This window comes from Brevundimonas sp. ABV4_179 (genome assembly GCF_056311945.1).
Genome location: NZ_CM149976.1, coordinates 3,134,510 through 3,158,543 on the forward strand (window position 1 = coordinate 3,134,510; position 24,034 = coordinate 3,158,543).

21 protein-coding genes are annotated in these 24,034 nt (G+C 66.0%); 7 read left to right on the forward strand and 14 right to left on the reverse strand.

Annotated elements, in window-relative coordinates; genetic code table 11:
• Positions 1-38: 38 nt before the first annotated feature.
• Together ACYX4P_RS15440 and ACYX4P_RS15445 are read right to left on the reverse strand one after the other, a co-directional pair.
• Positions 39-1,313, reverse strand: a complete 1,275-nt coding sequence (locus ACYX4P_RS15440; protein ID WP_248118740.1) for a NupC/NupG family nucleoside CNT transporter — start codon at positions 1,311-1,313, stop codon at positions 39-41.
• 134 nt (positions 1,314-1,447) lie between these two features.
• The gene (locus ACYX4P_RS15445; RefSeq protein ID WP_248118739.1) at positions 1,448-2,326 is read right to left on the reverse strand and encodes a branched-chain amino acid aminotransferase; all 879 of its coding nucleotides are present in this window, start codon (positions 2,324-2,326) and stop codon (positions 1,448-1,450) included.
• 88 nt (positions 2,327-2,414) lie between these two features.
• On the opposite strand from ACYX4P_RS15445, the gene ACYX4P_RS15450 reads away from it, so the two are divergent.
• From ACYX4P_RS15450 to ACYX4P_RS15460, 3 genes are all read left to right on the forward strand, one after another.
• Positions 2,415-3,146 (forward strand): response regulator, encoded by a 732-nt coding sequence (locus tag ACYX4P_RS15450; protein ID WP_476070260.1) that lies wholly within the window; start codon positions 2,415-2,417, stop codon positions 3,144-3,146.
• Between the two features lie 16 nt (positions 3,147-3,162).
• Positions 3,163-4,530 carry an ATP-binding protein gene (locus tag ACYX4P_RS15455; protein ID WP_248118738.1) on the forward strand — a complete coding sequence of 456 codons (1,368 nt, stop codon included), beginning with the start codon at positions 3,163-3,165 and terminating at the stop codon, positions 4,528-4,530.
• Positions 4,531-4,615: 85 nt separating this feature from the next.
• Entirely contained in the window at positions 4,616-5,098 is a 483-nt protein-coding gene (locus ACYX4P_RS15460) for a hypothetical protein (protein ID WP_248118737.1), read from the forward strand.
• 9 nt (positions 5,099-5,107) lie between these two features.
• On the opposite strand, the gene ACYX4P_RS15465 is transcribed toward ACYX4P_RS15460, so the two are convergent.
• The 3 genes from ACYX4P_RS15465 to ACYX4P_RS15475 form a co-directional block, all read right to left on the reverse strand.
• Entirely contained in the window at positions 5,108-5,905 is a 798-nt protein-coding gene (locus ACYX4P_RS15465) for a pyrroline-5-carboxylate reductase family protein (protein ID WP_248118736.1), read from the reverse strand.
• Positions 5,905-6,408, reverse strand: coding sequence for a type III secretion system chaperone family protein (locus tag ACYX4P_RS15470; protein ID WP_087119719.1), 504 nt, complete (start codon positions 6,406-6,408; stop codon positions 5,905-5,907). Before ACYX4P_RS15470 ends, ACYX4P_RS15465 begins: the two co-directional genes overlap by 1 nt.
• 76 nt (positions 6,409-6,484) lie before the next feature.
• Complete coding sequence (locus ACYX4P_RS15475) at positions 6,485-6,772, reverse strand: accessory factor UbiK family protein (RefSeq protein WP_248118735.1); 288 nt, start codon at positions 6,770-6,772, stop codon at positions 6,485-6,487.
• A gap of 172 nt (positions 6,773-6,944) precedes the next feature.
• Here ACYX4P_RS15475 and lgt point away from each other — a divergent pair, with 172 nt between their 5' ends.
• The 3 genes from lgt to pgeF are packed head-to-tail and all read left to right on the forward strand — an operon-like array spanning position 6,945 to position 9,686.
• The gene (gene lgt, locus ACYX4P_RS15480; RefSeq protein ID WP_248118734.1) at positions 6,945-7,820 is read left to right on the forward strand and encodes a prolipoprotein diacylglyceryl transferase; all 876 of its coding nucleotides are present in this window, start codon (positions 6,945-6,947) and stop codon (positions 7,818-7,820) included.
• The gene (locus tag ACYX4P_RS15485; RefSeq protein ID WP_248118733.1) at positions 7,817-8,902 is read left to right on the forward strand and encodes a class I SAM-dependent methyltransferase; all 1,086 of its coding nucleotides are present in this window, start codon (positions 7,817-7,819) and stop codon (positions 8,900-8,902) included. The genes lgt and ACYX4P_RS15485 overlap by 4 nt, the downstream gene beginning before the upstream one ends.
• A 13-nt stretch (positions 8,903-8,915) precedes the next feature.
• On the forward strand, positions 8,916-9,686 hold the full coding sequence (gene pgeF / locus ACYX4P_RS15490) for a peptidoglycan editing factor PgeF (RefSeq protein WP_248118732.1): 771 nt from the start codon (positions 8,916-8,918) through the stop codon (positions 9,684-9,686).
• Here pgeF and lpxC read toward each other — a convergent pair.
• The 8 genes from lpxC to murB all read right to left on the reverse strand — a co-directional run bounded on the left by lpxC (position 9,683) and on the right by murB (position 21,759).
• Positions 9,683-10,582, reverse strand: a complete 900-nt coding sequence (gene lpxC, locus ACYX4P_RS15495; protein ID WP_248118731.1) for a UDP-3-O-acyl-N-acetylglucosamine deacetylase — start codon at positions 10,580-10,582, stop codon at positions 9,683-9,685. The two genes, pgeF and lpxC, sit on opposite strands and share 4 nt — an antisense overlap.
• Before the next feature lie 211 nt (positions 10,583-10,793).
• Positions 10,794-12,389, reverse strand: a complete 1,596-nt coding sequence (gene ftsZ, locus ACYX4P_RS15500; RefSeq protein ID WP_248118730.1) for a cell division protein FtsZ — start codon at positions 12,387-12,389, stop codon at positions 10,794-10,796.
• 236 nt (positions 12,390-12,625) lie between these two features.
• A complete protein-coding gene (locus ACYX4P_RS15505) occupies positions 12,626-16,042 on the reverse strand; it encodes a TonB-dependent receptor domain-containing protein (RefSeq protein WP_292048892.1) in 3,417 nt (1,138 codons plus the stop codon).
• Positions 16,043-16,270: 228 nt separating this feature from the next.
• Positions 16,271-17,563, reverse strand: coding sequence for a cell division protein FtsA (gene ftsA, locus ACYX4P_RS15510; RefSeq protein WP_476069963.1), 1,293 nt, complete (start codon positions 17,561-17,563; stop codon positions 16,271-16,273).
• Positions 17,564-17,618: 55 nt separating this feature from the next.
• Positions 17,619-18,506: a cell division protein FtsQ/DivIB gene (locus ACYX4P_RS15515; RefSeq protein ID WP_248120248.1), complete on the reverse strand. Its 888-nt coding sequence runs from the start codon at positions 18,504-18,506 to the stop codon at positions 17,619-17,621.
• Positions 18,494-19,435, reverse strand: a complete 942-nt coding sequence (locus ACYX4P_RS15520) for a D-alanine--D-alanine ligase (protein ID WP_248120250.1) — start codon at positions 19,433-19,435, stop codon at positions 18,494-18,496. The genes ACYX4P_RS15515 and ACYX4P_RS15520 overlap by 13 nt, the downstream gene beginning before the upstream one ends.
• Before the next feature lie 68 nt (positions 19,436-19,503).
• Positions 19,504-20,784, reverse strand: coding sequence for a hypothetical protein (locus tag ACYX4P_RS15525; protein ID WP_248120252.1), 1,281 nt, complete (start codon positions 20,782-20,784; stop codon positions 19,504-19,506).
• A gap of 60 nt (positions 20,785-20,844) precedes the next feature.
• Positions 20,845-21,759 (reverse strand): UDP-N-acetylmuramate dehydrogenase, encoded by a 915-nt coding sequence (gene murB, locus ACYX4P_RS15530; protein WP_248120254.1) that lies wholly within the window; start codon positions 21,757-21,759, stop codon positions 20,845-20,847.
• A gap of 93 nt (positions 21,760-21,852) precedes the next feature.
• Between murB and ACYX4P_RS15535 the strand changes: the two genes are divergently transcribed.
• Entirely contained in the window at positions 21,853-22,530 is a 678-nt protein-coding gene (locus ACYX4P_RS15535; RefSeq protein ID WP_248120256.1) for a hypothetical protein, read from the forward strand.
• Here ACYX4P_RS15535 and murC read toward each other — a convergent pair.
• Entirely contained in the window at positions 22,527-23,942 is a 1,416-nt protein-coding gene (gene murC, locus ACYX4P_RS15540) for a UDP-N-acetylmuramate--L-alanine ligase (protein WP_248120258.1), read from the reverse strand. The genes ACYX4P_RS15535 and murC overlap by 4 nt on opposite strands.
• Positions 23,943-24,034: the final 92 nt, after the last annotated feature.

Here is a 24,034-nt window from a genome sequence, read left to right on the forward strand (position 1 = left end):
GCGCGACCCTCGCGGTCGAAGACGATGGGACCGAGAGGCTAGCTTCCGAACACCGCGGCGGGCAAGGCGCCCACGATTGCGGCGGTCATCAGGGTGGCCAGGAAGCCAGCGAACAGCCCCTTCCAGATCATGCCCAGGACCTCTTCGCGTCGCTCGGGCATCAGAACCGACAGGCCCGTCACCGTGATGCCGACCGAGCCGATATTGGCGAAGCCGCACAGAGCGTACGTCATCAGCATCCGCGTCCGCTCCGTCATCTCGCCGGCCGGCACCTTGCCCAGGTCGATGAAGGCGACAAACTCCGTCAGGGTCAGTTTGACGCCCAACAGCCAGCCGGCGACGTCGGCGTCCTTCCACTCCACCCCGATCAGCCAGGCGACGGGGGCGAAGATCCAGCCCAGCATCCGCTCGACAGTCAGCGGCGCATCGAACACCACGAAGCCGCCCAGCATGACGTTGACCAGGGCGACCAGGGCCACGAACACGATCAGCACCGCCGAGATGTTCAGCACCACCATCAGGCCGTCCGACGTACCCTTCACGATGGCGTCGATGGCGCTGTCGTACTTCAACGCGGAATCGTAGTCGGCGACCGCGCCGCCCATGCCTTCCTTCTCGGGAATGATGATCCGCGCCAGCAGCACCCCGGCCGGCGCCGAGACGATGGAGGCGACCAGAACGTGGCCCGCCGCATTGGGCAGAACCGGCGACAGGATGGTCGCATAGGCCACCATGGTCGAACCGGCGACGGTGGCCAGGCCCACGACCATCATCAGGAAGATTTCCGACCGGGTCAGCTTGTCCAGATAGGCGCGGATGACGATCGGGCTTTCGATCATGCCCAGGAAGATGTTGGCCGCGACGGCCAGGGCCGAGGCGCCGCCCAATCCCATCGTCTTCTGAAACAGGAAGCCGAAGCCCAGAGTGATCCACTTCAGAATCTTCCAGTGCCACAGCAGGGCCGACAGGGCCGAGATCACCAGGATCAGCGGCAGCACCTGGAAGGCGAAGGTGAACAGGGCGCCCTGATTCTGCACCGCATAGGGCTGGTCCCCGCCGGCCAAATAGCCGAACACGAACTTCGTCCCTTCGGTGGTCGCGACCGCCAGGCCGTCCACCGCCCCCGTCACCGCCGCCAGGACCCCTTGCGAACCTGGGATTGCGAACAGCGCCAGCACCAGCCCGGCCTGCACCGCGATGGCCCCGAGCGTCAGCCGCCAAGGAAAGGCGCGCCGGTTTTCCGAGATCGCCCAGCAGACCGCGACAATGACGACCAGGCCCAGCAGGCTCTGGAGGTTCAGAAGGCTGAACATGAAAGACGATCCCCGTACCCGGCGCGCCTGGCCGGTCTTCCTTCGCTTCAAGGACAAAGTGACGCGGCTGGCAAGCGAAACGAAAAAGGGCGATCCCTTAAGGGACCGCCCTCATCATGCCGTCGCGCGTCGACTTACAGTTGGCCGCGCACCAGCTTGCCGTAGTGATCCATCAGGTCCAGCGACAGGGCGCCGGGGGTGAAGCGATAGTCGCCCACCTCGGCGACCGGCGTCACCTCGACGGCCGTGCCGGTCAGGAAGCATTCCGAAAACTCGGACAGTTCTTCCGGCAGGATGTCGCGCACCGCCACCTCGATGCCCTTGGCGTGGGCGATCTCGATGACGGTCTGGCGGGTGATGCCGTCCAGGATATGATCAACCTTGGGCGTGTGGATGACGCCGTCCTTGACGAAGAAGACGTTGGCGCCGGTCGCCTCGGCGACATAGCCGCGCCAGTCCAGCATCAGGGCGTCGGCGAATCCACGACGCTCGGCGGCGTTCTTGGACATGGTGCAGATCATGTACAGGCCCGCCGCCTTGGCCGTCGTCGGGGCCGTCGCCGGATCGGGGCGGCGCCATTTGGACCATTCCAGCTTCAGGCCGCGCGCCTTGACCTCGGGGTCGAAATAGCTGGGCCAATCCCACACGGCGATGGCTAGGTGGACCTTGTTGTTCAGGGCCGAGACGCTGGTCTGCTCCGGCCCCAGATAGGCCACCGGACGCACATAGCAATCGGTCAGACCGTTCTTGGCGCAGGTTTCGTTACACAGGGCGTCGATTTCGGCGACGCTGTAGGGTATCTCGAAATCGAGCAGGTTGGCGGACCGCTTCAGGCGCTCCGAATGCTGGGTGAGCTTGAAGATTTCGCCGCCATACATACGCTCACCCTCGAATACCGACGAGCCATAGTGCAGAGCGTGGGTCAGAACGTGCGTTTTCGCTTCCCTCCAGGGAACGAAATCGCCATTCACCCAGATCCAGCCGTCACGATCGTCGAAAGGAACGAAGGCCATTGAAATACGTCTCCCGCGAAACTGACGGTCTTAGAGCCTCACGAATCGTTCAGGTCAACGCCCAGGGCGGGGGAAACGTCGCATGAGCATGACGGAATCGCGCCCCCATGGCCGATCCGGCCCCATCGCCGGCCCCGGCGTGGGCCGACATCTGCTGATCGTCGATGACGACGATCGCATCCGCGAACTGCTGAAGGAATTCCTGGCGCGCGAGGGCTATCGCGTCACCGGCGCCGCCCACGCCGCCGCCGCCAAGCGGATGATGGAGTTGATCGAGTTCGACCTGGTCGTGCTGGATGTCATGATGCCGGGCGAGAGCGGACTGGACCTGACGTCCTGGGTCCGCAACAAGGCCGAACTGTCCAAGACGCCGGTCCTTTTGTTGACCGCCAGGGGCGACGCGGAAGACCGCATCGAGGGTCTGTCGCGCGGCGCCGACGACTATATGTCCAAGCCGTTCGAGCCACGCGAATTGATGCTCCGCATCGACGCCATCCTGCGCCGCACGGGTGGCAAGCCCATCGGCCCCAAGGAGATCAAGCTGGGCGCCGCCGTCTTCGACATGGAGCGGCTGGAGCTGACGCGCGACGGCGCCCCCCAGCGCCTGACCGAGGCCGAGGCGCAACTGCTGAAAACTCTGGCCCTTCACGCCCACGCCCCGGTCGAGCGGATGAGCCTGTCGCCCGACACCGCCGACATCACCGGCCGGGCGGTGGACGTGCAGGTGACACGCCTGCGTCGCAAGCTGGAGGTCGACCCCAAGAACCCACGCTATCTGCAGACCGTGCGCGGCGTCGGCTATATGCTGGCCCCCGACTGAGGCGCGACGCGACGCCATGCGGCTTCTGCCTGCCTATCTGTGGCCGCGATTTTTGAAGCGGCGCCTGCCGACCTCGCTTTGGGGTCGGTCGCTGCTGATCATCGTCCTGCCGGTGCTGGTCATGCAGATGGCGGTGACGTGGGTCTTCTTCGACGCCCATTGGCAGACCGTGACCGCGCGCCTGTCCGAAGGGCTGGCCGGCGACATCGCCTGGGCGGTCCAAAGCTATGAGGACGACCCCACCCAGGCCAATCTGGACAAGCTGGCCGACCGGGCCGAACGTTCCATGTCCCTGTCCATCGTGCTGCAGGAAGGCCGCACCTTGCCGACCGAGACGCGGCGCGGCGCCATCGGCGTGGTGGACCGGGTGCTGGACCGGGCGCTGGATGCGCGGCTGGACCGGCCCTACTGGTTCGACACCACCCGCTATCCCGCCTATGTCGACATTCAGGTGCAGGAGCCGCAGGGCGTGCTGCGCATCATCGCCCCGCGCGAGCGGGCGGTGGCGACCCAGGCCCATATCTTCGTGCTGTGGCTGACCATCGCGACAGTCTTGCTGATGGGCGTGGCCATCCTGTTCATCCGCAATCAGGTTCGGGCCATCGAGCGGCTGGCCGACGCGGCCGAGGCCTTCGGGCGCGGCGAGACGGTGCCGCGGTTCAAGCCGCACGGCGCGCGCGAGGTCCGCGCCGCCGCCGTCGCCTTCATGGCCATGCGCGACCGCATCCAGCGCCACATCGACCAGCGCACCGCTCTGCTCGCCTCAGTCAGCCACGACCTGAGGACGCCCTTGACCCGTCTGCGCCTCGAACTGGCGCTGGCTCCGCCGTTCAAGCGTCAGGCCGCCATGCGCGGCGACCTGGACGAGATGGAGCATATGATCGACGAATACCTCGATTTCGCGCGCGGCGAGGCGGGCGAGCCGCCCAAACCCGTCTCCATCTCCGACCTGCTGAAGGCGGCGGCCGACGATGCGCGACGCGCCGGGGCCGTTGTCGATGTGTCCGTGCCGGAAGGCATGACCGCCTCGCTGCGCCCCCTGGCCTTCAAGCGGGCGGTGGTCAACCTGGCCGGCAACGCCGCCTCGCATGGCGAACACGTGCGGCTGTCGGCGCGCCCCCTGGCTTCAGGCGGCCTGGAGGTGGTGGTCGAGGACGACGGCCCCGGCATCCCCGAAGCCATGTACGACGAGGCGTTCCGCCCCTTCTCGCGACTGGACGAGTCGCGCAATCAGAACCGCAAGGGCGTCGGCCTGGGCCTGGCCATCGCCCGCGACGTGGCGCGCGCCCACGGCGGCGACGTCACGCTGGACCGCAGCGACCTGGGCGGCTTGAAGGCGACCGTACGGGTCCCCGGCGCGGTGTCCATTGTCGGAAACCTATAGGTCGCGCCGATTCCTGAGCGCCGCCCCTAGCGAAACAAGCGGTTCGGGATCATCTTAGGCGGGACAGGGCCAGGAGATCATAGTGATGCGTAAACTCGCCTTCTTCGCGCCGCTGGCGGCCACCCTCGCCGCCGCCGCCATCGCCCAGGCGCAAGCCCCCGCCCCTACCGTCAACGTCACGATCGGCCCCGAACTTCGGCGCGAGGTCGAAAAGCTGGGCGACCGCGACGTCAGCCAGCAGATCGCCGGTCTGCAATCCGAGGTCGGCAAGGCCCTGGCCCAGCGCTATCCGGGTGCGACGGCCAATCTGGTGCTGGTGGATCTGAAGCCCAACCGCCCGACCATCGAACAGGTTCGCCGCACCCCGGGCCTGGATCCCATCCGCAGCGTCTCCATCGGCGGGGCCGCCATCAAGGGCGAGATCGTCCTGGCGGACGGTCAGACCCGGCCGGTCGACTATTCCTATTTCACGCCCGATCTTCGCGATGTCTGGGGCTACAGCGTCTGGCGCGACGCCGACCGCGCCTTCGAGCGGTTCGGCGACCAGATCGAGCGCGGCCGCTTCTAGAGCCCTGATCTAACCGCCCATCTCGCGGTTGCGGCGGACCGCCGCCGCAACCGTGTCGTCCAGCATGGTCTGCAGCCGACCGTCCCGATCCAGGGCGTCCAGGCCCGCACGGGTCGAACCGCCCGGCGAGGCGATACGGCCGATCAGCGCGTCCAGCGCGTCGTCGGCCATTGAATCTGCGGCCGAACGTAGGGTGGCGCGCGCCAGGACATCGGCGGTCATCGCGTCCAGCCCCGCCGCCTCTCCCGCCCTCGCAAGAGCCTCGGTGAAGGCGTAGAAATAGGCTGCGCCCGATCCAGCCACCGCCGTCGCCGCGTCCATCAGGGCCTCGTCGGCCAAGACGACCGTCTCGGCCATCGCCGAGAACAGATCGCGCCCGAGCGTTTCCGCCTTCGGGTCGGCAGACCATACAGAGGCCACGCCGCGCCCGCGCGATACGCCCGTCGTCGGCATGACCCGCACGATGGGCCGGCCGCCGATCCCTTCAGCCAAACCAGGCGCCGTGACGCCCGCCATCACCGACAGGATCACCGCCTCATCGCTCAGGAAGGGGGCCAACGGGGCCATCACCGCGCGCCAGATCGCCGGCTTGACGGCCACAACGATCACCGCGGCTTCCGTCAGCGCCTCCAGCGGCGGATTGACCCGCGCTCCATTGGCCCGCGCGGCCTCGGCGGCTGGCTTCTCCGACGGGCTGAGAATGATCAGGTCCTGAGCCGCGACCGTGTCGGTCAGCAGCCAGCCTTCCAAAATGGCCGATCCCAACCGGCCGCAGCCGACCAGAACGACAGGTCCCGGAACGGTCATCAGGCGGTGCCGACGGTCTCGAACAGGCAGGCGTCGATGGCCTCCTGCGGTTTCTTGTTCCCGCGCACCATGAAGTCGAACGCGGGATAATAGCGGTCCGACGCCTCAATGGCCGCATCGATCATGGACGCCGCCTGGGCCAGGGTCGGGCGTTCGCCCATCGGCAGGGCCAGAGAGTGTCGGAAGACGATCTCGCCGTCCTCGGCCCAGACCTCGAAATGGCCCATCCAGGTGCGCTGATTGATCAGACCGACCAGTTCATAGGCCGCCGTCTTGCGGCTCTTGGCCACCTTCAGGTCCAGGGCGCAGCAAAGCTGGAGGCAGTCGCCCTCGGGCCGCCAGGCGAACCACAGTTCATAGTCCTTCCAGTCGCCGGCCAGGGCGAAGGCCAGGTCGCCGTCGTCGGTGCGGTCGAACGGCAGGTTCTCGGCCGTCAGGACATGCTCGACGACCTCAAGCGGGTCGAACGGCACGTCCATTTCCTCTGGCCGGGCGATATCCATCAAAAGTCTCGATTCGAGCTGCGTCCGCGAGAATCGCGGGCGTTAACAGAACGGTAAGCCTGTTCGCAGATTCGGCTCAACCGGCTGCGTCCCCGGGTTGAGTTCCATCTGTGGACGTTCCCTTCACAGGCTTCGCGGCCGGCGTCTTCGCGGCTTTCAGCTCCGCGATCTCGGCGCGCAGGGCGGCGATCTCGTCCTTCAGCACATCGAACTCGTCGCGGCGGACCAGGTCCATCTCGGCGGCGATCCGGTCGGCCTGCGCCCGCCAGGCGGTCCTGGCCTCTTCGCCCGCCGCCTGGGCCAGGCCCATGGCGCCGGTCGTCAGCTTGGCGAACTCGTCCAGGATGGGATTGCGGGTCTGCATGGCGGCCTCCGACCTCGACGTCGTTAACGAAGGTTCACCGACTATGGTGAACGAAACCTTTCTTTCTGCTGCTTCGGGTCCGCCATCAAGGCGTCGTGATGCGTCTTCACAGGCGACGCAGCCAGCGACCCTTGCTAAACCGCCTTCAGATCGCCCCTCACAGGAACGCCCCTTGCCCTTTCCCGAATTCGATCCGGTTCTGATCCACCTCGGGCCGCTGCCGATCCGCTGGTACGCCCTGGCCTATGTCGCCGGCATCGTGCTGGGCTGGTGGTACGCGGCGCGCCTGGCCAAGACGCCGCGTCTGTGGGCGCCGGGCAAGGCGCCGATCACCTCCAACCAGTTGGACGATCTGGTGCTGTGGATCGTGCTGGGCATTATCCTGGGCGGACGGTTGGGCTACGCCCTGTTCTACAAGCCAGTCATGTACGGCCAGCTGTTCACCGGCCAGACGCTGGGCGAACGGTTCGAGCTGTTCCAGCTGTGGACCGGCGGCATGAGCTTCCACGGCGGCTTCCTGGGCGTCTGCCTGGCCATCGTCCTTTACGCCCGCAGCCAGAAGATCGACATGCTGCGCCTGGGCGATCTGGTCGCGCCCGTCGTGCCGATCGGCCTGATGTTCGGGCGGTTGGCCAACTTCATAAACGGCGAGTTGTGGGGTCGCGAGACGACCGTCCCTTGGGCCATCCGCTTCTGCAACGCCCGCATCGAACAGATGTACGGCTTCTGCCCCGCCGGAACCGCGCCACGTCATCCCAGCCAGCTATACGAGGCGGGGCTGGAGGGCGTGGTCCTGTTCTCCGTCCTGTCCATCGGCATCTGGAAATTCGATCTGCTGAAGAAGCCCGGCTACATCACCGGCCTGTTTCTGGTCGGCTACGGCGTCTGCCGTGCGGCGCTGGAGAATGTGCGCGAGCCTGACTTCGGCATGCCGAACTTCCCGCTGGGCCTGACCATGGGGATGATGCTGTCGATCCCGATGATCCTGGTCGGCGCCTGGCTGATCTGGCGCGCCTGGAAGCGTCCTGCGGCCGTCGCCGAGGCATGAGCCAGGTCGAAACCCTGAAGACCCGCCTGGCGCGCGAGATCGCCCTGACGGGTCCGATGACGGTCGCCGACTACGTCACCCGCTGCCTGCACGATCCCAAGGGGGGCTACTATGCGTCGCGCCCGGCCCTTGGCGAAGGCGGCGACTTCATCACCGCCCCGCTGGTCAGCCAGATGTTCGGCGAACTGATCGGATTGTGGGCGGTCGAGACCTGGAACCGGCTGGGTGCGCCCGAGCGGTTCCGCCTGGTGGAGGTCGGTCCCGGCGACGGCACGCTGATGAGCGACGCGCTGCGAGCCGCCCGTCTGGCCCCCGGCTTTCTGGAAGCCTGCGACCTGATCCTGATCGAACCCAGCGCTCCTTTGCGCGATCTGCAGGCCAGGGCCCTGGCCGGCGCCGACCTGTCGCCGCGCTGGGTGAAGGATCTGACGCGGATCGACACCGACGCCCCCGTCATCCTGATCGCCAACGAGGTGCTGGACTGCCTGCCCGCGCGCCAGTTCGTGTGCACGGACGACGGTTGGGCCGAGCGTCGCATCGGCGTGGACGACCGGGGCGACCTGATCTTCGGCCTAACCGCCATCACCAGTGGTTTCAGAAAGCCGGCCTTCGACGTTCCGCCCGGCGGCGTGATCGAGATTTCGGGCCAGCAGGCGATCTTCGGCCGCGACCTGGGCCTGGTGATGAAGGCCGCGTCGGGCGCCGCCCTGCTGATCGACTATGGCCGCGCCCGGTCCGAGGCGGGCGATACGCTCCAGGCCCTCTATCGTCATCGGAAGGTCGATCCCCTGGCCGATCCCGGCGCGGCGGACCTGACGCAATGGGCCGACTTCCCCGCCGTGCTGGAGGCCGCCGTCCACACCGGGGCAGATGTCACCGGCTGCCTGCCTCAGGGCGAGTTCCTGCGCCGCCTGGGGATTCACGCCCGCGCAGAAGCCTTGAAGACCTCCCGTCCCGCCGCCGCGTCGGTGATCGACCGCCAGCTTCATCGTCTGACCGCCGACGACCAGATGGGCGTCCTGTTCAAGGCCGCCGCCATCTTCGCGCCCCGCGCCCTGGTCGTGCCCGGCTGGGACGTCTGATAGAAGGGCGGACATGACCGACCTGGCCCCCATCACCCATCCGCTGCTGACCGCCGCCGGCGTCGCCCACGGCTTCTTCACCCGCGCGGGCGGCGTCTCGACCGGCATCTACGAAGGGCTGAACGCCGGCGTCGGCTCGCACGACGATCCCGCCGCAGTCGCGGAAAACCGCCGTCGCGTCGCAGCCCATTTCGGCGCCGAGTCCGGCCATCTGAACGGCTGCTATCAGATCCATTCCGCCGTCGCGCGCGTGGCGGAAGCTCCCTGGAACGGTGATCGACCCGAGGGCGACGCTGTCGTTTCGGCCGAGCCTGGCCTGCTCTGTTCCGTCCTGACCGCCGACTGCGCCCCGATCCTGATGGCCGATCCCGAAACCCGCGTCGTCGCCGCCGTCCACGCCGGTTGGAAGGGTGCCTTGGGCGGGGTGGTCCATTCCGCCGTCTCGGCCATGCAAGCTCTAGGCGCCGACCCCCGCCGCATCCTGGCTGTGGTCGGCCCCTGCATCGGCCAAACCAGCTATGAGGTCGGCGTCGATTTCGAGGACCGTTTCGTCCATCACGATCCCGGCAGCGACCGCTTCTTCCAGCCTGGCGAGGCCGACGACAAGCGCCAGTTCGACCTGCCCGGCTTCGTCCTGTGGCGACTGCAGCAGGCCGGCGTCGGTCAGGCCGTCTGGACCGGCCACGACACCTGTGCGGACGCCGAACGGTTCTTCTCCAACCGCCGCGCCTTCCAGCAGAACGAGCCGGATTTCGGCCGATTGGTTTCGGTGATCGGCGCCTAGCCGGCCTGCGCCAGTTCCGGCACGCGCGTCACTTCGCGCCAGGCCTGGGGCGCGGCCAGAAGCGCGCGCACCAGTTTGTTGTTCAGGGCGTGTCCGGCTTTGTAGCCCTCGTAACGGCCCAGCAGCGGCGCGCCCAGCACATACAGGTCGCCGATGGCGTCCAGCGCCTTATGCCGCACGAACTCGCGCTCCATACGCAGGCCGCCGGGGTTCAGAATATCGTCGCCGTCGATGACCACAGCGTTTTCCAGCGAACCGCCACGCGCCAGGCCGGCCTTGCGCAACGCCTCGACCTCGTGGGCGAAACCGAAGGTGCGGCAGGCCATGATCTCGCGCCGGAAGGTCGCCTCGTCCACGACGAAGTCGATGACCTGATTGCCGATGACCTTGGACGGGAAATCGATCTCGAACCGCATCTCGAAACGGTCGCACGGCATCAGGGCGGCGTGCTTGTCGCCCTCGACCACATGGACCGTTTCCAGGATTTCGATATAGCGCTGCGGCTGCGGTTGCGGACGGAAGCCCGCCCTGTCCAACAGCTTGACGAACTCCAGCGCCGACCCATCGAGGATAGGCAGCTCCGGCCCATCCACCTCGACCACGGCGTTGGACACGCCCAGGGCCGAGAAGGCCGCCATCAGATGCTCGATGGTCGACAGGCGCACGTCTTCGCCATTGGCGATCATTGTGTTCAGGCGCGCATCCACCACCGCCTCGCCCGAGACCGGAATGCGGTTGTCGCGGTCGGTCACGTCGGTGCGCACGAAGATGATGCCCGTGCCAGAAGGCGCCGGACGAACCGCCAGCCGAACCCGGCGGCCGGTATGCACCCCCACGCCGGCGATGATGGCCGGCGCGACAATGGTGCGTTCGTGATGGTCGTTCCTGACCGACAAACCGAAAACTCGCTTCTTTCAATGCGTCCCGCACGTCGTGCGGACTACGCCCCGCCTTCCGTTTAGCGGTCGCGCCGCAACGACAAAACCAAAGTCCGGTTTCGGATTGTTTCGCTCTGAAACACCGACAGCTCGGCCTGAAACGTCGAACGCCCCGAGGCTTGCGGCCTCGGGGCGCCCTGACCGACCCTGGGTTCAGGATCGCGGGGTCTTAGTTCGCCAGCCGGCGGAGAAAGGATGGGATTTCCAGGTCGTCATCGGCCTGTCCCGCCTCCGGTTCCGGCTGATGCGCGGCCTGGGCCGAACCGCGCGTCTGAGGATTGTGCTGGGGCGCATAGCCCATGTCGGTCTGAGGCTGTGTGCGCTTGCCGCGGCCGAACAGGCTCCAGCCGCTGCGACGATGGTCGCGGTCGTCATAACCGTCGTCGGCTTGCGGCTGCTGCTGCGGATAAGATGCGGCCCGCTCGCCGTACAGGTCGCCTTGCGGCGCGCGGGTCGCGGCTGGGGCGCGGGTTTCGTATTCCTCCACCCAAGGATCAACGATGGGGTCCAGGGTGCGTGCCTGCGGCTCGGCGACGCGGATCACCGGCTCGGGGCGCGGTTCCGGCTCCCGGGCGGGTTGGGCCTGAAAGGTCGGCACGACCGGCGCCGGTTCGATGCGCGGTTCGGGCGCGCGCGGCGCCTCGGCGCGAACCGGCTCGCGATAGCTTTCGCGCGTCGGCTCGGGCGCGCGCGACATCTGGGCGCCGTACTGGCCGCCGGCCGAACGACGCGCTTCATGGCTGGCCAGGGGCGCGGAGGCGGGAGTCTGCGGGGCGATAGGCTCGATGCGGCGCACCTCCCCCTCGTCCATGCCGGTGGCGACCACGGAGACGCGGATCTTGCCATCCAGCGCCGGATCGAAGGCCGCGCCGAAGATGATGTTGGCGTCGCCGTCCACCTCGGCCGAAATGGCGTTGGCGGCCTCGTCGACCTCCAGCAGGGTCATGTCCAGTCCGCCGGTGATGTTGACCAGCACGGCCTTGGCGCCCTTCAGGCTGGTTTCGTCCAGCAGAGGGTTGGCGATGGCGTTCTGGGCGGCCAGCAGGGCGCGGTCGTCGCCGGTCGCCTCGCCGGTGCCCATCATCGCCTTGCCCATCTCGGACATGACGGCGCGCACGTCGGCGAAGTCCAGGTTGATCAGACCGGGCAGGATCATCAGGTCGGTGATCGAGCGCACGCCAGAGTGCAGCACCTGGTCGGCCATGCCGAAGGCGTCGGCGAAGGTGGTGCGCTCGTTGGCGACCCGGAACAGGTTCTGGTTCGGGATGACGATCAGGGTGTCGACATAGCGTTGCAGCTCGGCGACGCCCGCGTCGGCCAAGCGCATCCGGTGACGGCCTTCGAAAGTGAAGGGCTTGGTCACGACGCCGACGGTCAGGATGCCGCGATCACGCGCGCATTTGGCGATGACAGGTGCGGCGCCCGTGCCGGTGCCGCCGCCCATGCCGCAGGTGATGAAGACCATGTGCGCACCTTCCAGGTGCTGATGGATTTCGTCGGCGGATTCCTCGGCGGCGTTCATGCCGACTTCGGGGTGGGCGCCGGCGCCCAGGCCTTGAGTGATGGTCTCGCCCAGTTGAATGCGGCGGTCCGTCTTGGCGAAGCTGAGGTGTTGCGCGTCGGTGTTGGCCACGACGAACTCGACGCCCTCAAGACCGGCGTCGATCATGTTGTTCACGGCGTTCCCGCCGGCCCCGCCGACGCCGAACACGACGATGCGGGGCTTCAGTTCAGTGTGTTGCGGCTTGACCAATGAGAGCGACATTTTCGTGTTTCCGACCTGCTGACCCGCCCCTTCCAACCAACCGACCGCCCCGCCGAATCGCTTTGGTTATGAGCGCGTTAAGGATTGCGCCCACGAAGGTTAAGAGAAGGTTACGGCGATAATGTGAGTCGGCCCCGACGCCACCCCTCGTCAAAAAGCTTGGCCGCAGTTTTCCTTGGACAAATGAAAAGGGCGGCCCCGAAGGACCGCCCTTTCCGCATTGTTGAAGGCCGGATTTACCAGGGACGGTAGTTCAGGCTCACGTTGAATCGACGACCGTAGGGATCGAAGTTAGAATATAGCGTATTGCCCAACCACGGAGCCGGCTCTTCCGCAAAGATATTCGTGACCTTGGCCCGCACTGTGACGGTGTCGTTCACATTGTAGCGCACGCCGAAGTCGTTACGGACGAAGTTTCCTGTACGAAGATATTCGATGGGACGGTCATCGATATTCGATACCTGAGTGCGGTACTGGTAGATGTCCTGCGAGGTTTGGAAGTCTGTGGTCCAGGTCAGCGCAAGTGCATCGTTCGGCATCCAAGTGAGCGTGTTTGCAAACCGCACGCGAGGGAACGAACCCCCCGTCTGCAGAAGGCTTGCATACTCTGTGAAATCACCTGGGTCGGCGATGTTGTTGAACTGCTTCTGTTCAATCAACCACGACCCTTGGATCGAGTTGGTGAAGGTGCCCAGGTTCCAGTTAAACGTTTCACGGGTGTCGATTGCGTAGTTCGCCGTGAAATCGACCCCTCGGGCCGTTCTCTTAGCATAGTTGATGGCACCCTGGATAAAGCCGCCAAACTGACCACCCGATCCCACCTTGAACGCTTCCGACCGATCAATGTTGTTGCCCGGATTGGCGACCGGGGTGTTCTGACGGAAGATCGTCGAGCAGGCCGCAGCATTCAGCGAAGGCCCGTTCACGCAGACATTCGCTGCAGTTTGGGGTGTCACAGATGCGATAACATTCGAAATTTCGATTTCATAGTAGTCCAACACCACGCTCAACCGAGGCGCGAAGCGAGGTTGGAAGACTGTCGAGAATGTGAAAGACTCTGACTCTTCCGGCTGAAGGAACGGGTTGCCGCCGCTCACACCCGGAATGCCACTGGTGTAGAGCGGCGTGTAATCGTCATCGCGGGATTCGGTTGCGCCCGCGAAGTCATATGTCAGGTTTTTGGCCGCGGCCAAAGCCGTGCAGTTTGCGATGCGATTTGCGCGGTATTCCGAGTTTGATGCGCTGTTGATCGACGTTGTTGCGCAAGGATCAGTGAAGTTGTTCGCGAACGTCTGAGTATAGGGCGAATAAAGTTCACCAAGATTGGGGACACGAACTGACGTATTGAAACTGGTCTTGAACGAAATGTCCCGAATGGGACGATAGACCAGGTTCACACCATAGACGTCCACATTTCCGACATTGCTATAATCGGAATAGCGATAGGATCCGCTAAGCTCAGCGTATTCCCCCAGCATGCTGTCCCGGAAGAGCGGCAGCGACACTTCCGAGAAGAACTCTTTGCTCTCATAAGACGCCGGCGCAAAATCGGGGCCGGTGTTCAAGAACAGTTGGCGATCACCGGTGTCAGCGCTGCGCCCGATGCCTTGCGTGAATTCTTTACGCCATTCAGCGCCGATGGCTACGCCAATTGGGCCGGCGCCCCAGAAGTCCCAGAACTGCCCGGAGAGCGAGCCAACGGCATCTTGCTGTTCGTTACGTTGGCGGACGTTCACAGACGCGTCGACGTACTTGAGAGCCTCAGCGCTTTGGTTGCCCTTGCCGAAGATGTTGAGCGGAACGCACTCATTGATGGCCGCGCGCCCTTCCGCGCGTGCACGGACATCGCCATAGGTGCCTGCCGTTTGTCCCGCCCGGTTGGAATAATCGCGAATTCCGCCCGCGCCGGTCTGCGCATTGGTTAGCGCGGGGTTCTGCGCATTCAGCAGCTTCACTCGGCAGACCACCTCGCCGGCCCGGCCATTGACGAGGCCGAGCGTGTCGATAACGGAGTCCGCAGCGAACACCAAGCGCTGCACATCTACGCCGCGCTCATTGTTCAGATTATCCATTCGACCATAGGTATAGCCGAGGTCCCACGAGACATTCTTGACGAAACCGATGTCGCCGTGATCGCCCTTGAAGCCAATGACATAGCGCTGCAACTCGCGCTCGTTAGTTTGATCGCGATTGGGACCAAACATTGTGTGGCGAGCCCATGGCGCAGCCGTGGCGGCCTGGGCTTGCCCGGGAGCGTTCAGCGTGGGCGCGCCGTAGTTTGTGACAGTATTCCCCGCAATCGCCGCCTTCAGCGCAGCAGGTATGAATGCGTTGTCGGAAACACGTAGACCATGGCTTTGATTGCTGGGAGCGCCGCTAGACAGATATGTGACCGGCGCGGCGCCAGCTCCATAAATAGAGTCGCTCAGATAGAAGTCGAAGAACGTCGGCTGTCCAACCGCATAGGTGTCCTCACGCGTGTACTTGGCCTCGGCATAGGCCGAGATCTCGTTGGTAACCTTGAAGTTTGAACCGACTTGGAAACGGTAGGCGTCTGTACGTGGCAGACGGTCGTCCTGACTGAACGTACCGATCGGCTCACCATCACCGCCGATATTGAGTGGGCGGTTTGACCCGGTGTTGCCAATCCGTTGACCGAAGTTGGCCAAACGTGCGGTCGTCCCGTCAAACCACCAAGTCTTTGCCGGATCGACACTATAGCACGCCGCTGCCGTTACGCCGGTGCAGTTGGCTTGAGGCACATTCGGGTTGCTCGTGGGGCTGGGCTGCTGTGCGTTCGCAAGCGTGGTCGATCCCCACCGCGGGCGATCCAGGCGGTATAGACCGGAAAACAGCATGTTGTCGTAAACGCCGTCGATCGCCGGGCCGATGGAGGCAGTGATCGGATCCGCGTCCACGCCCACCAGCGCCGTGCCGCGCGCGATCCACTTGAGGTCCATGCTGTCGACCTGCGGGATACGCTCGTATTCGCCGAAGCCGTACACATTCAATCGGTTGTCGAAGAAGTTCTGACCGATCAAGGCCGAGATGCGATACTGATCGTTACGGCCTTTTTCAGTGATCCGCGCATAGCTGGAGTCGATTTCCAGTCCTTCGAAATCTTTACGAAGCTGGAAGTTAACAACGCCGGCGACGGCGTCGGCGCCATATACCGAGGAGGCGCCGCCGGTGATGATCTCGATGTTCTGGATCAGCAGGCGGGGAATGGTGTTGACTGAAACGCTCAGCGTGCCTTGCTGAGAGCCCACATGGCGACGACCGTCAACCAGGGTAAGGGTCCGCGAGTTTCCGAGGGCGCGCAAGTTGGCGATCGCCAAGCCGCCTGCATTAAGGCTGGTGCCCGTGTTATCAGAGGGAACCTGCGAGTTCGAAAGCGCGGGAATCTGCGCCAGATAGTCGATGACCGTATTCTGTCCTGCACTCAGGAGCTCTTCGCGCGCGACCTGAATCAGCGGCGTCGGCGCGGTCGTGGGGTCACGACGGATACGCGACCCCGTGACGACGATTTCATCAACCTGCGTCGCGCTCGTCTGTTCGGCGTTCTGAGCCTGAGCCCATGCTGGAGCCGATATGGCCACGACCCCCGCCAGGATCGTCGACCCGAATAGATAATTACGCTTCAGCTTCATCATGGATAGCCCCCACTAAATACAAAACTTGCCCCGCCGAGTCGCAACGTTCGACGGCTTAGAACCCATCCGTCTAGCGAATTATGGCTCTGAAGCAACCATTGTGTCTCAAATCGGGCCGACCCAAGTCATTTATGTTACGGCCAGGACACAGTTATTTAAGCTGCAGGCGAGCAGAGTTAGCGCTCTAAGTGAGGCGCTGGCCTGTGCCCAAACGGGAAATCTGAGTTTTTAAAGATTATCCCGCAACCAGCCAGCCACACGCCCGACGACGTTGCCACGGTGGATTTTCGGGGCGTCCGCCGCCGTGATCTGGCGCGCCATTAGCTTGCGAGCCGAGACCGCTTCGCGAGGACCGTAGGCGGCGCGGAGGAGGACGCCGGCGGTGGCGCAGAAGGCGGGGCCGGAGGCGGCGTCGGCCAAATGTGGCGCCCGTTGGGGTTTTCCGAGGCGGACGGGGCGGTCGAAGACGCGGACGGCCAGCTCGCGCACGCCGTTCAACTGGCTGGCGCCGCCGGTCAGGACCAGGCCCGCGCCGGGCTCCAGGCCGACGCCGGCGTTTTTCAGACGATCACGGAGCAGTTCGAGGGTTTCCTCGACGCGCGGGGCGATCACGGTCTTCAGCATGGCGCGGGGCACGATGACGGGGCCGGCGGAGGCTTCCTCGCCGCGCGGCGGGGCCTCCAGCATTTCGCGGTCCTCGTTGGCGCTGGCCATGGCCGAGCCGTGCAGGGTCTTCAGCCGCTCTGCGCCGGCCTTGGACGTCGACAGGCCGCGCGCGATGTCGGAGGTGACATGGTCGCCGCCAACATTGAGGCTTTCGATATGCAGCAGGGAGCGGCCGCCCCAGACCGCGGCGCTGGTGGAACCGCCGCCCATGTCGATGCAGACGGCGCCCAGATCCATCTCGTCCTCTTCCAGCGCGGCCAGGGACGAGACGACGGGGGCGGCGGCGACGCCTTGCAGGTCCAGATGCGCCAATTCCAGGCAATGGCTCAGGGTCGTGAAGACGTTCTCGGCCATCGACACCACCAGGAGGTCCAGTCCCAACGAGCCCCCACGCATCGAGCGCGGATCATGCACCCCGCGTGCGCCGTCGACCGACCAACCGATCGGCAGCACATGGATCGGGCGGCGGTTGGGCAGGCGAATCTGCGCCAGGGCCATGCCGATGGCGCGCGCCAGATCGGCGTCCCCGACCGGATTGGCGCCCAGGGATACGCGGGCCTGGACCCGGTGGCTGGCCATCTGGCCGATGGCGGTTGTCACGACCACGCCGGAGACCGGGCTCTGGGCCGCGCGTTCGGCGCGTTCGACGGCGTGGCCGATGGCCTGTGCGGCCTCGTCCATATTGATGATGGCCCCGCCCCTGACGCCCTTGGACTGGACGTGGCTGGCGCCCGCGACACGGATGGTGCGGTCGGCGTGACGCACGCCGTCGGGCTTCATGATGAAGCATGAGACCTTGGACTGACCGATATCCAAAGCGGCGATAACGGGCGCGCGTCCGGCGCGGGGGTCCATGCCCCGACCCTGGTCATTGGCTGCGCGCGGCTTTCCCGACATCTGGTCCCGGTCCTTAAGCATCGCCGGTCGGTCGCACCGCGACCTCGTCCGGGGTTCTGAGGTCGACCCGGGCGAAACCCAGGTCGAGCAGGCGTTCGCGCTGATCCAGCGCATCGAGGCGGATCAGCGCCGCCTCCTGTTCCGTAGCGGGCAGCTGGATCAGGCTGCCGTCCTTGAGCCGAAGGTCCCAGCGGCGCTCGTCCACGCGGACGAGGGCGTCGATCTTGTTCATCAGGCGCGGGCGCTGGGCCAGAAGCGGCAAAATTTCCCCCGCCGCGACATCGGCCCCCTTGCCCACCACCAGCGGAAGGGTGGGATAGCGTCGGGCGTCGGCGCCCGTGATCACCTGGCCTCGCGCGTCGATGACCTTGATCTGTCCCGCTTCCTGCCAGACGGCCAGGCGGTCATGCTCCTTGACCTCGACGATCAGGGTGTCGGGCAGCAGGCGCACGATGCGCGCCGACTTGACCCATCCCACGCCCTGAACGCGGTCGCGGATGGCTTCGAGCTTCAGACTGGTGATCGGCTGGCCGGAATACAGACCCAGCGCCTGCCGGATGGCCGGCTCAGCTTCGGCCGAGGCGCCGGTGACATGCACGCGCTTCAGCGTCAGCCCCATGCCGGAGGTCAGACTGTCGACGCCATGCGAGACAGAGGCGCCGATCCGTTCGGCGCGCGCCCCGGTCGCCAGCACCCCGACCAGCAACAGGGCGCCAGCCCCCAGGGCGATGACCGCGGTGCGGGGAGAGATATCGACACGGCCGATGGCGGCCATCTTGCCCGGAATGGCCGAGGCGTTCTGGGCGCCGCCGCGCGAGCGCCCGCCGTTCCTGGGCGCCGCGCCGCGTCCTGGCGCTTGGCCCGAACCCTGTCGCCGACCGCCGCGAACTACCGCGGGCATGAGGCGTCCTCCACCATCCACCGAACCAGATCGTCATAGGTCATTCCGGCATAGGCGGCCTGCTCGGGCGCGAGCGAGGTCGGGGTCATGCCGGGCTGAGTGTTGACCTCCAACAGGACCAGATCGTCCTTAACATCGTCATAACGGAAGTCGGACCGCGAAACGCCTCGGCAACCCATCGCCGTATGGGCCAGTTCGGCCTGACGCAGCGCCGCCTCGAACACATGGGCCGGCAAGACGGCCGGCAGGACGTGGACCGACCCTCCCGGCGCGTATTTGGCCTCGTAGTCATAGAAGCCCTTGGTCGGGGTTATGTCGGTCACGGTCAGGGCGCGCGGTCCGGCCGCCTCGCCGATCACGGTGACGCACAATTCCTTGCCCGGAATATAGGGTTCGACCACCACCTGCTCGCCATAGGCCCAGTCCGGCTCGCCCACCTCGGCGACCGGGCGGTTCGCCCCCTCGCGGACCAGAAACACGCCGACCGAAGACCCCTCGGCGTTCGGCTTGACCACATAGGGCGGCTCGATGACGTGGCGACTGGCGACCTCGTGGCGATCATACAGGCCGCCGCCTGGAACCTTGACGCCGGCCATCCGCAGCACGGCCTTGGACTTGTCCTTGTCCATCGCCAGGGCCGAGGCGAGCACGCCGGAATGGGTGTAGGGAATCTTCAGCGTCTCCAGCACGCCCTGGACGCAGCCGTCCTCGCCCCAGGCGCCGTGCAGGCAATTCAGCACCACGTCGGGTTTGATCAGGCCGGACAGCACATTGGCCAGGTCGCGCCCGGCGTCCACGCGGCTGACCCGCACGCCCTGCCGCTCCAGCGCCTGGGCGCACTGTTCCCCCGAAGACAGCGACACCTCGCGCTCGGCGGACAGACCGCCCATCAGGACGGCGACGTGAAGAGATTGGAAGGGGCGGGTCATGGGCGGCTCCAGAACAGTCTGGATGCCGCGCAGGTCGTTAACAGCCCGTCAACCAAACCCTCATGAGGTCATTGAAGTGTGGACGTCGGGACGGTTTCCGGGGCCGGTTCAACCTCCTTGACCGCGACGGCTTGCGTGGAAGGCGATGGCGTCACCTCGATCGACTCCGCAGCCGGAGCGGCAGGGCGCAGGTCCAGCGCATAGAGATAGGCGCCTTCGCACGGCTGCCGGTCGCCATAGGTCCAATCGGCGGCGCGGTGCCGCAGGCCGGCGACGGCGGCGGGCGACGTGGGCGCGAACAGGTCGTCGAGAAGGGTCATGTCGGGGCGCATCTGCTCGCCCGACAGGTCAAACGCCCCAGCATAGACCGCCTCCCCTTCCCGCGCCTCGAACCCTGACGCGCCCAGGCAGAAGTGGGTGATGTGCTGGCCGACATTGATAGCGCTCAGCCGCCAGCGGCCGGGCGGAACGGCGAAGGTCTGGGTCACGGCGCGGGTGCGATCGCCCCGGGCCGCGCCGCGCGTCGGCAGGGTGACGGCGAACAGCGCTGGGCGGCCGTCGTTCTCCCACGGCTGGATATCCGGCGCCGGTCCCTGGCGGCTGAAGATCAGGGTCCGTCCGCCCTGTTCGGCCATGCCGGTCAGACGCACCGTCACCAGGGCGTCGCCCGGTTTGATCGCAACCTCTTCCGGTTTCAGGGCGCGGGGCGGACGGGCGGTGCGCGGAGCCTGGGGGCCTCGGCGCGACGGCGCGGGCGCGGCGTCGGACGGCGGCAGGGCCTGCAGGCTCAAGGACACCTTGTCCAGATCGCCCGCCCGACCGATCACCACCGTATCGCCACGCACGGCGTCATTGTCATAAACGCGAACGATCTGGCCTGCCGGCGTAGCGGCGCCCACGCGATCGGTCAGGGCGTCGTGAAGGGCCGGCTGCTCCATCGCATCCAGCGTCTTGCCCTCGGCCTCGTCCAGCCGCACCACGCGCCAGCCGTTCACGACCATGCAGTTTTCCATATTGGCCGCGACGCCCCGGCGCTCCTGCATGCCGTTCACCGCGCCCTGGATGACGCCGACCACCAATGCGCCCAGCAATCCGCCGGCCGCCGCCGCACCGGCGGCGCCGTTGTCGTCCGGCTGGCGCATCCTTCCCGCCTCGACCATGCAGGCGCGCAGGGCCTCGTCGTGCTGCGCCAGATCGGCGCCCGAGCGGTTGAAATAGGTGTAGCCGGCGCTGGACCGCGTCAGGTCGATGCGCTCAGCCCCCATCGCGGCCGCGCGTGTGACGATCTGGGCCTGGACCGGCTCTGCGGCCATAACCAACAGGCCGGCTGCGATTGCGATACGCTTCATCTGGATTCTCCCCCGAGAATCCGCCTCTAGGACGCGGCGTTTTTTCGCGCAACCTCAGATTTACGACAGAGCGCGCCCAATCCGTTTGATCTCCCAGTCCAGTTGGACGCCGGTCTTTTTCAGCACGTCGGCGCGGACGGCCTCGCCCAGACTCTCGATGTCGGCCGCGGTGGCCTCGCCCGGGTTGATCATGAAGTTGGAGTGCAACTCGCTGAACTTGGCGCCGCCGCCTGTCACGGCGTGCAGCCTGCCGCGCCAGCCCGCCTCGTCCACCAGCTTCCACGACGAATGGCCTGGCGGGTTCTTGAAGGTGGAGCCGCCGGTCTTTTCGCGGATCGGCTGGGTCGTTTCGCGACGGCTGGTGATTTCGGCGATCCGGGCCGCCACGGCGTCGGGGGCATCGGCGGTGCCGCGATAGGTCGCCTCCACCCAGATGATGTCGATCGGCGCCTGGGAATGGCGATAGGTGTAGCCGAAGTCGGCCAGGGCGTAGTCGACCCGCTGCCCCTGGCGGTTCAGGCCCCAGGCCGAGACCAGCACGTCCTTGGTCTCCGCGCCGTAGCAACCCGCGTTCATCGTCAGGGCGCCGCCGACCGCGCCGGGAATGCCGGCATAGAACTCCAGCCCGGCGATCCCCGCCTTGGCCGCCGCACGCGCCACCATGGCGTCCAGCGCCCCGGCGCCGGCCGTGATCGTCAGGCCGTCGGTCGTCACCTGGCCCCAGGCGCGGCCGGCTAGACGGATCACCACCCCCTTAACCCCGCCGTCGCGCACGATGACGTTGGAGCCGACGCCCAGCACCGTCACCGGAACGGCGGGATTCAGCGCCTTCAGAAAGTCCGACAGATCGTCGGCGTCCGCCGGGATGAACAAGGCCTCGGCCGCGCCGCCGACGCGGAACCAGGTGTAGGGCGCCAGCGGTTCGTTCGGCAGCAGCTTGCCGCGAACCGGCGGAAGATCGTGTTGCAAGGTCATTCCGACCCGATAACGCCAGCGGGGACGATGCGGAAGACACCTGTCTTCAAATCCAACTGGTCACGTCGCTGGCGCGTCGCCTAGGGTGGCGTCATGAAGATCAGGAACGCCTTCGCCATCATCGCGCTCGGCATGGGCGTGACGGCGGTCATCCTGTTTGGCTGGATCGGTGTCGTCTTCGCGATCAACACCTATACGCCAGTCGCGATGACGGCTGAGGCGGCGCTGAACCTCATTTTGGTCGTCCTGCTGGCGACGGTCGGGCTGCCGATCCTGCACGCGGCCGTCTATCGCTGGTTCTGGCATATCCGCCGCCGACGCGAGACGGGCGCCTATTCGAGGGGCGAGCCGATCCCCGCCTTCGGATCGGAGCCGACCGCCCCTCCCCCGGCCGCCGCCAAGACGACGAAGCAGCGCCTTCTTTATGTTGCGCTCTATGCCGTCGGCGTTCTGTCGCTGATCGCCGCCTATGCGCCGATCGGGCGTCAGGAAGGGCTGACGGCCTTTCTGGACAGGTTCAGCGCAGGCCGCGCCTCTTTCACGAGCCTGGCGACCTTGATCGTGATATTCCTGCCGATGGCCATCAGCTTCGCCCTCCTCGCCCCCTTGGTGGAGCGTGACAGTCGGCGACTGAACGCCGGCCTTGCCGATGAGACCGAAGCGCTGAGGCTTCAGGCGAAACAGGAGTGGCTGTTCAGCTTCGCGACCGCCTACGTCATGACGGGCTTCCTGGCCTTCTTCGCCGGAAACCTGATCCTGAGCTTCCTTTAGCCGCCCAGGGCCTCCAACTGCGCCGGCAGGGCGTAGGCCCAACTGGTGATGTCGCCCGCGCCCAGCAGGACGACCACATCGCCGGCCACCGCCTCGTCCTTGATCAGGCGGGGCAGGACGGCGGCGTTCTCCAGCGCCTGGACCTGACGGTGGCCATAGCGCCGCACGCCGTCTGTCAAGGCGTGCTTGTCCACCCCGTCGATCGGCTGTTCGCCGGCCGGATAGACGTCGGCGACGATCACGCTGTCGGCGTCCGAGAAGCTGGTCGAAAACTCGTCCATCAGGTCGCGCAGGCGGGTGTAGCGGTGCGGCTGAACCACGGCGATCACGCGCCCCTCGGCCACCTGACGCGCGGCCTTCAGCACGGCGGCGATCTCGACCGGGTGGTGGCCATAGTCGTCCACGATGCGCACCCCATTCACGACGCCGGTGGTGGTGAAACGGCGCTTGACGCCGCCGAATCCGGCCAAGCCCGTGCGGATCGCGTCGTCCGAGACGTCCAGCTCACGCGCCACGGCGATGGCGGCCAGGGCGTTGGAGACATTGTGCCAGCCCGCCATGGGCAGATGCAGCCCTTCGATCCGGTGCGTTTCGCCATTCTGGATCACGACGTCAAACCGGGCGCCATCCGGTCCCATCTGGCAGTTGTCGGCCCGCACCATGGCCTGGGGGTTGGTCCCATAGGTCACGATCCGACGGTTATCGATCGACGCGACCAGCTTCTGGACCTCTGGATGGTCCAGGCAGACGGCGGCGAAACCGTAGAAGGGAATGTTCTCCACGAAGTCCACGAACGCCTTACGCACCGCGTCGAAGTCGCCGTAGTGATCCAGATGTTCGGGGTCGATGTTGGTTACGATGGCCACCGTCGACTTCAGGCGCAGGAAGCTGCCGTCAGACTCGTCCGCCTCGACCACGATCCAGTCGCCGTCGCCCACCTTGGCGTTCGTGCCATAGGCGTTGATGATGCCGCCGTTGACCACCGTGGGGTCCAGGCCCGCCGCGTCCAGCAGGGTCGCCACCATCGAGGTCGTCGTGGTTTTGCCGTGCGTGCCGCCGACCGCGATGGAGAACTGCAGCCGCATCAGCTCGGCCAGCATCTCGGCGCGGCGGACCAAGGGGATGCGACGCTCCCGGGCCGCCTTCATCTCGGGATTCTCGGCCTTGACCGCCGTGGAATAGACCACTGCCGACACGCCCTCGCCCACATGGGCGGCGTCGTGACCGATGAAAATCCTGGCGCCCAGATGTTCCAGCCGTTCGGTGTTGGCGCTGGCCTTGGCGTCCGAGCCCTGAACCGAATAGCCGATCTTCAGCATGATCTCGGCGATGCCGCTCATGCCGATGCCGCCTATGCCGACGAAGTGGACGGGACCGAGGTCGAACGGAACGGGGCGAAGGCGTGCGATCATCGTCGCGTCATAAACGCCGCCTTGCGTCCTGCGAAGGGTGCGCCGCGTGCGGAGATAACTTTTCTGCGGTCGGCCTGTGCGCTCTCGCACAG

What these genes read in the sequence shown, in the direction of transcription:
- ACYX4P_RS15440 (WP_248118740.1), bottom strand. Translation starts at nt 1,313, where the DNA reads ATGTTCAGCCTTCTGAACCTCCAGAGCCTGCTGGGCCTGGTCGTCATT.
- ACYX4P_RS15445 (WP_248118739.1), bottom strand. Translation starts at nt 2,326, where the DNA reads ATGGCCTTCGTTCCTTTCGACGATCGTGACGGCTGGATCTGGGTGAAT.
- ACYX4P_RS15450 (WP_476070260.1), top strand. Translation starts at nt 2,415, where the DNA reads ATGACGGAATCGCGCCCCCATGGCCGATCCGGCCCCATCGCCGGCCCC.
- ACYX4P_RS15455 (WP_248118738.1), top strand. Translation starts at nt 3,163, where the DNA reads ATGCGGCTTCTGCCTGCCTATCTGTGGCCGCGATTTTTGAAGCGGCGC.
- ACYX4P_RS15460 (WP_248118737.1), top strand. Translation starts at nt 4,616, where the DNA reads ATGCGTAAACTCGCCTTCTTCGCGCCGCTGGCGGCCACCCTCGCCGCC.
- ACYX4P_RS15465 (WP_248118736.1), bottom strand. Translation starts at nt 5,905, where the DNA reads ATGACCGTTCCGGGACCTGTCGTTCTGGTCGGCTGCGGCCGGTTGGGA.
- ACYX4P_RS15470 (WP_087119719.1), bottom strand. Translation starts at nt 6,408, where the DNA reads ATGGATATCGCCCGGCCAGAGGAAATGGACGTGCCGTTCGACCCGCTT.
- ACYX4P_RS15475 (WP_248118735.1), bottom strand. Translation starts at nt 6,772, where the DNA reads ATGCAGACCCGCAATCCCATCCTGGACGAGTTCGCCAAGCTGACGACC.
- ACYX4P_RS15485 (WP_248118733.1), top strand. Translation starts at nt 7,817, where the DNA reads ATGAGCCAGGTCGAAACCCTGAAGACCCGCCTGGCGCGCGAGATCGCC.
- pgeF (WP_248118732.1), top strand. Translation starts at nt 8,916, where the DNA reads ATGACCGACCTGGCCCCCATCACCCATCCGCTGCTGACCGCCGCCGGC.
- ftsZ (WP_248118730.1), bottom strand. Translation starts at nt 12,389, where the DNA reads ATGTCGCTCTCATTGGTCAAGCCGCAACACACTGAACTGAAGCCCCGC.
- ACYX4P_RS15505 (WP_292048892.1), bottom strand. Translation starts at nt 16,042, where the DNA reads ATGATGAAGCTGAAGCGTAATTATCTATTCGGGTCGACGATCCTGGCG.
- ftsA (WP_476069963.1), bottom strand. Translation starts at nt 17,563, where the DNA reads ATGGACCCCCGCGCCGGACGCGCGCCCGTTATCGCCGCTTTGGATATC.
- ACYX4P_RS15515 (WP_248120248.1), bottom strand. Translation starts at nt 18,506, where the DNA reads ATGCCCGCGGTAGTTCGCGGCGGTCGGCGACAGGGTTCGGGCCAAGCG.
- ACYX4P_RS15520 (WP_248120250.1), bottom strand. Translation starts at nt 19,435, where the DNA reads ATGACCCGCCCCTTCCAATCTCTTCACGTCGCCGTCCTGATGGGCGGT.
- ACYX4P_RS15525 (WP_248120252.1), bottom strand. Translation starts at nt 20,784, where the DNA reads ATGAAGCGTATCGCAATCGCAGCCGGCCTGTTGGTTATGGCCGCAGAG.
- murB (WP_248120254.1), bottom strand. Translation starts at nt 21,759, where the DNA reads ATGACCTTGCAACACGATCTTCCGCCGGTTCGCGGCAAGCTGCTGCCG.
- ACYX4P_RS15535 (WP_248120256.1), top strand. Translation starts at nt 21,853, where the DNA reads ATGAAGATCAGGAACGCCTTCGCCATCATCGCGCTCGGCATGGGCGTG.
- murC (WP_248120258.1), bottom strand. Translation starts at nt 23,942, where the DNA reads ATGATCGCACGCCTTCGCCCCGTTCCGTTCGACCTCGGTCCCGTCCAC.